8 protein-coding genes are annotated in these 5,410 nt (G+C 67.3%); 3 read left to right on the top strand and 5 right to left on the bottom strand.

The window, feature by feature from the left end:
* Window positions 1-876: GlxA family transcriptional regulator (locus tag ABW137_RS20570; protein WP_526403287.1), on the bottom strand; the 876-nt coding region annotated here is incomplete at its 3' end.
* A gap of 72 nt (window positions 877-948) precedes the next feature.
* Here ABW137_RS20570 and ABW137_RS20565 point away from each other — a divergent pair.
* On the top strand, window positions 949-1,164 hold the full coding sequence (locus ABW137_RS20565) for a hypothetical protein (RefSeq protein WP_526403286.1): 216 nt from the start codon (window positions 949-951) through the stop codon (window positions 1,162-1,164).
* Here the strand turns inward: ABW137_RS20565 and ABW137_RS20560 are convergent.
* Window positions 1,138-1,908 carry an alpha/beta fold hydrolase gene (locus tag ABW137_RS20560; RefSeq protein WP_526403285.1) on the bottom strand — a complete coding sequence of 257 codons (771 nt, stop codon included), beginning with the start codon at window positions 1,906-1,908 and terminating at the stop codon, window positions 1,138-1,140. The two genes, ABW137_RS20565 and ABW137_RS20560, sit on opposite strands and share 27 nt — an antisense overlap.
* A gap of 58 nt (window positions 1,909-1,966) precedes the next feature.
* Here ABW137_RS20560 and mhuD point away from each other — a divergent pair, with 58 nt between their 5' ends.
* Together mhuD and ABW137_RS20550 are read left to right on the top strand one after the other, a co-directional pair.
* The gene (gene mhuD / locus ABW137_RS20555; protein WP_526403284.1) at window positions 1,967-2,281 is read left to right on the top strand and encodes a mycobilin-forming heme oxygenase MhuD; all 315 of its coding nucleotides are present in this window, start codon (window positions 1,967-1,969) and stop codon (window positions 2,279-2,281) included.
* Window positions 2,256-3,620 (top strand): serine hydrolase, encoded by a 1,365-nt coding sequence (locus tag ABW137_RS20550; RefSeq protein WP_526403283.1) that lies wholly within the window; start codon window positions 2,256-2,258, stop codon window positions 3,618-3,620. The genes mhuD and ABW137_RS20550 overlap by 26 nt, the downstream gene beginning before the upstream one ends.
* On the opposite strand, the gene ABW137_RS20545 is transcribed toward ABW137_RS20550, so the two are convergent.
* The 3 genes from ABW137_RS20545 to ABW137_RS20535 are packed head-to-tail and all read right to left on the bottom strand — an operon-like array spanning window position 3,617 to window position 5,225.
* Window positions 3,617-4,168 carry a histidine phosphatase family protein gene (locus ABW137_RS20545; RefSeq protein WP_526403282.1) on the bottom strand — a complete coding sequence of 184 codons (552 nt, stop codon included), beginning with the start codon at window positions 4,166-4,168 and terminating at the stop codon, window positions 3,617-3,619. The two genes, ABW137_RS20550 and ABW137_RS20545, sit on opposite strands and share 4 nt — an antisense overlap.
* Window positions 4,169-4,174: 6 nt before the next feature.
* Window positions 4,175-4,987: a CbtA family protein gene (locus ABW137_RS20540; RefSeq protein WP_526403281.1), complete on the bottom strand. Its 813-nt coding sequence runs from the start codon at window positions 4,985-4,987 to the stop codon at window positions 4,175-4,177.
* A 22-nt stretch (window positions 4,988-5,009) separates the two neighbouring features.
* Window positions 5,010-5,225 carry a CbtB domain-containing protein gene (locus ABW137_RS20535; protein ID WP_526403280.1) on the bottom strand — a complete coding sequence of 72 codons (216 nt, stop codon included), beginning with the start codon at window positions 5,223-5,225 and terminating at the stop codon, window positions 5,010-5,012.
* Window positions 5,226-5,410 lie beyond the last annotated feature (185 nt).

Genomic DNA, 5,410 nt, shown 5'->3' with positions numbered 1-5,410 from the left:
CAGGGTGGCGTTGCCGAAGCCGGACTTGTCGGCCACCCGGTCGATGTCGAGGTCGGTCTCCTCAAGCAGCCGCCGGGCGTACAACACGCGCTGGTCGGTGACCCACTGCATGGGCGTGCGGCCGGTCTCCTCGACGAACCTTCGCGCAAACGTCCGCGCCGACATGCTCGCCCGCCTCGAGAGCGTCGCGACGGTATGCGGCTTCTCCAGGTTGGTGAGGATCCAATCCAGTTGGGGCGCAAAGCCATCGGAGCAGCGGATCGGAATGGGTTGTTCGATGTACTGACGCTGACCCCCGTCGCGCTGCGGTGGCACCACCATGCGTCGGGCGATGATGTTGGTGACCTCGCTGCCGAGTTCACGGCGCACCAGGTGCAGACAGGCGTCGATGCCCGCGGCCGTTCCCGCGCTGGTGATGAGGTTGCCGTCGTCGACGTAGAGGACGTTGCGGTCGACTTCCGCCGTGGGGTACATGGCGGCCAGCTCGTCGGCGTGCATCCAGTGCGTGGTGCACTTGCGGCCGTCGAGCAGCCCGGCCGCGCCGACGACGAATGCGCCGGAGCACACCGTGAGGATGATCGACCCGGACGCGGCCGCGGTGCGGATCGCCTCGAGTGCCTCTTCTGGGTAGTTGCCACCGGCGATGGCGGGGATGGCGACCAGATCGGCGCCGACGAGTGCGTCGAAGCCGTAGTCGGGGGTCAGCGACGCGCCGATCGACATCTGGACGGGCCTGCCCGGCTGGGGGCCGCACACCTTGAAGTCGAAGTTCGGGACGCCGTCGTTGCTGCGGTCGATGCCGAAGACCTCGCAGATCACCCCGAACTCGAAGGCGGCGAGGCCGTCCAGCACTAGTGCTGAAACGCTCTTGATCATGGCAGGATCTTATCGTACGCGGGCTGCGCTGCCACTTGTTGGCTTGATATCGATGAACACACAATTGCTGCCATGAACATTCTCCTCGTCATTCTGATCCTGTCCGCCCCGTTCGCGCTGGCAGCCCTGCTGAGTTGGGCCAGCCATCGCAGCGAATTCATGCGCGCCCGCCTCTTCGGCGAGATGACCACCCGTGACTACTACCGCGTCGAGGACGATGCGCTGCGCACCCACTTCGCGCAGCACCCGTCCTGGCCGGTGTCAGGAGTCCTCGGCGAGCGACGTTAGGAACCGCTGCACCGCGTCGCGGTAATCCGTCTCGGCGTCGTCATGAACCAGGTGGCCGGCGCCCGGCACGTGCAAATACGTTGTCCGGTGGCCGGTTTCACCCATCTCGCGCATCTGCCCCTGCGGTGTCACGGAGTAGCCCGCCTCGATCAGCAGCGTCGGCGCCCGCACCGAGCGCCACTGCTGCCAGTAGTCGCGGGTGCCCCACTCCGCGGCGATCTCCACCCACCGCTCCATCCGTCCGTGCAGACGCCACCCGGTGGCCGTGCGATCGAACGCCTCGAGGAAGTAGCGGCCCGCGACCGGACCGAACTCGCCGAGAATCTGCTGCGCACTGTCGAACTCGACCGGCAACGAGTGCAGCCACGGCTCCCACGGGCCGGTCGTCCGGCCGCGGAAGTCCGGCGCCATGTCCTCCACCACCAACGCGGTCACCAGCTCGGGCGCCGACGCGGCCAGGCACCAAGAGTGCAGAGCACCCATCGAATGGCCGATCAAAGTCGCGGGCTCGCCCAGTTCCGCGACGGCGTTCGCGAGGTCGGCCACGAAACCCTCGGTGGCCACCGAGTCCGGGCCCGCGACGTCACGACCGCGATGCCACGGCGCGTCGTAGGTGTACACCGCGCCGTGCTGCGCCAACCACGGCAGCTGGCGTGACCAGGTGGTCCCCCGGCCCATCAACCCGTGCACCAGGACGATCGGCTCACCGTCGCCGCCGCGGGGCGTCAGCAGTGCGCGAGGCATGCCCGACATCCTGACAGCAGCGGACGGCGCGAGATAACGGACCGGTAACGTAGTACGCATGTCCGTGGTGAAGATCAATGCGATCGAGGTTCCTCCCGACGCAGGCCCAGAGTTGGAGAAGCGCTTCGCGCATCGCGCCCACGCCGTCGACAATCAGCCCGGCTTCCTCGGGTTCCAACTGTTGCGGCCGGTGAAGGGCGAGGACCGCTACTTCGTCGTCACGCAGTGGGAGTCCGAAGAGGCCTTCCAGGCCTGGGCCTCTGGTCCGGCGGTCGAGGCCCACGCGGGTCAGCGCGCCAACCCGGTGGCCACCGGCGCGTCGCTGCTGGAGTTCGAGGTCGTCGACCTTGCGGGGACCGGTACGGACTCCTAGCCGGGTGGCACGACGGGGGGCGGGCCTGGCAGCTGCCGTAACCGTCGTCGCCAGCCTGGCTTGCGGATGTGCACATACCGGTTCGGCACCGGCCGACGCCGCGTCCGTCACGTACATCAACACCAACACGCCACAGGGTCTGCGCGCCAAGCAGACGGTGGACATGCTCAACTCCGACTGGCCGATCGGCACGCCCGGCGTGGCGACGCTCACGATCCCGGCGAAGGTCGACGACGTCGCGTTCACGATGGACCGGATGTGGTGGGACCGGCCGTTCACTGTCACCGGGATCGAAGTCGGCGCGGCGGAGGCCACGCTGCACCTGCAGACGTCCTACGGCGTGCGCCAGGACATCGAGCTCCGTACCAACGACGCCGGTCTGGTCGACCGGTTCGAGGTCACCTTGCAGAAGCCTGCGATCACCCAGTGGTCCGACATCGACAGGCAATTCGAGGCAGCGGGCGCCCGGTACTCCTACCAGGCCTCCAAGGTGACGGACGGCAGGTGCACGAGGGTGGCGGGCAGCCACCTCGACGATGCGCTGCCCCTGGCGTCGATCTTCAAGCTCTACGTCCTGCTCGCCGTCGCCGACGAGGTCAAGGCGGGCAGGGTGTCTTGGGACGACCAGCTCACCATCACCGATGAGGCCAAGGCCGTCGGCTCGGCTGGCCTCGACGACCGGCCGGATGGGTCGCTGGTGTCGGTGCGGGAAGCTGCGCAGCAGATGATCTCGGCAAGTGACAACATGGCCACCGATCTGCTGATGAACCGGTTGGGTCCTGGCGCCGTCGAGCGGGCCCTGGTGCACGCAGGCCACCACGACCCGGCCAGCATGACGCCCTTCCCGACGACGCACGAGTTGTTCTCCGTTGGCTGGGGCGAACCCGATCTCCGCGAGCAGTGGAAGAGCGCCACCGCACAGGGCCGCGCCCAACTCCTGCGGCAGACGAACGGCGTTCCCTACGAACCGGATCCGAACCGCACCCACGATCCCGCATCGCCGTACGGCGCCGAGTGGTACGGCAGTGCCGCAGACATCTGCCGGGTGCACGCCGCCCTGCAAGCCACCGCGACGGGGTCGGCGGCACCCGTGAAGGACATTCTCTCGGCCATCCCCGGCATCGAGCTGGATCGCTCGGTTTGGGGATACATCGGAGCCAAGGGTGGCAACCTCCCCGGCGACTTGACGTTCAGTTGGTACGCCGTCGACCGGACGGGTCAGGCCTGGGTGGTCAGCTTCCAGTTGAACTGGCCCAAGTACCGCAGCCAGACTGCGGCGGCCTGGTTGCTGTCCATCGCGCAGCAGGCGTTCGGCCTCATCCCCGTTGGACAGTCCTAACCCGTCGACCTCAGGGTCCAAGCGCCTGCGCGCAGATGCATGACGGTGCGACTCGCCGGCCCGACGTCGATGCGCCAAAACGACGTCGGCGGCGCATCGAGCGCGACCACGACCGCCGCCCGGATCACCCCGGGATGCGTGACGGCCACTATCCGCTCGGGGTGGCCCGCCACGGAGTCCAGCCAGGCACCAACTCGCCCGATCAACGCCGCCACCGACTCCCCGCCGTGCGGCGCCCCGCTGGGATCGGTCAGCCAGACCGCGAGATCAGCGGGGCCGATGTCGCCGAGGAGTTGGCCACGCCACCTTCCGCATTCCAGGTCGGCCAGCATCGGCTCGAGCCGAGGCCGAAGTCCGAGACGTTCGGCGGTCTGCATGGTCCGCAACTCGGGTCCGCAGACGGCGGTGTCGACGCTGCCGAGATCGGGCACCGCCTGGGTCTGGCGCTGCCCGATCTCGCTGAGTGGCTCGTCGGCCGGGAACCGCCCGGCTGCCATCGCATCCGTCATCGCGTGGGATACGAGGGTCAGCCGGACGATTTCACTCACGTTGGCCTACCGGGATGCGGCGCTGGACTCCGCTCCGGTTCGCCTGCCGTACAACAGCTTCGAGATCAAGACCGCGAATACCAGACCGATGGTCGCCCAGATGATCAGCTGGTTGGTGAAGGTGTACAGGCGGAACTCGTACAGATCGGCCGCTGGGTAGCCGCTCAACACGATCACGCCAGCGTCGTTGACCATCGGGCCGGGGACTTCGTTGATCGTCGGCAGAATGAGCATGACGACGAACACCGCGACGAGGTACGCGCCGCCACCGACCAGGGTGGCGTTCCACGCCCCGAGCCTCGGAACGAGTTGGCGGCCAAGGTACACCGCGGCCACCATGAACAGAGCCGACAGTCCGACCATCAACAGGTACAGCAAGGTCCGTTGGGTGATGGTCTCGTCGAGGCTGGTCGCGGGTGGGCTCGGCGGGTACTTCAGCGCGGGAACGACCCACAGCGACACGAGCATTGCGCCCGCCACCAGGACCGACAACGCCTTGGCCGACACGTTGCCGACACGGCCGTACGCCACGGCGTAGACGACGGCGAACAACGCGCCGAGGGCGACGCCGAAGATCAGTACGCCCAGGCCCATCCCGATCGTGGTCTGGACGCCGCGGCTGAACAGTTCGCCGCCTTCTTCGCCGTGGCTGTGCCCGCCAGAGGCCAACTCCATGGCCCCGTGCGCGGCGGCGGTGGCGTCCTCGAAGTCGATGGCCCGTCCGATGATGGGCTCGATGAAGATCTTCGCGAAGACGAACGCGAACACCCCTGCGACGGCGCCGGCCAGAAGGCCGCGCCAGATGAATTGCTTCTCCATGGTCCTTGGCTACTCCCGGCCGTCAGTGGCAGGGGAAGCCGAGGAGGTGGCGTGCGTCGTGCACGAATTCGTGAATGTACATGTTGTCGCCGAACACCGACGTCGCCCCCTGGTCGACCCCGACGAAGTACAGGGCCATCAACGCCAGAAAGGCGGTGAGGGACAACCACAGCGCCGCTCTGGTGGCGGAGAAGTCCAACGCTGGCGCTGCGCTCTGGCGAGCCTCGGGAGATGTCATGTCGGATGTCCTTTCGGGAGTTCGCGTCCCGTTTGAGAAGTGAAGAACGTCGGGTCTGACTCTTACAGTGGCGCGACCGCTCTGGAGTTCCACCAGATTCCTTCGTCCTTCGTTACAGCGAGCATCATAGGCACACCGGATCGGCGTCGCCTAGCTTCCGCGCCATAACGAAGTTGCTGGGCGGC

Origin of the sequence: Mycobacterium sp. (genome assembly GCF_040509115.1) — a bacterium.
Taxonomy (GTDB): Bacteria; Actinomycetota; Actinomycetes; order Mycobacteriales; family Mycobacteriaceae; genus Mycobacterium.
The sequence above is the reverse complement of the archived record's forward strand: the minus strand, read 5'-3'. Positions and strand labels throughout refer to the sequence as shown.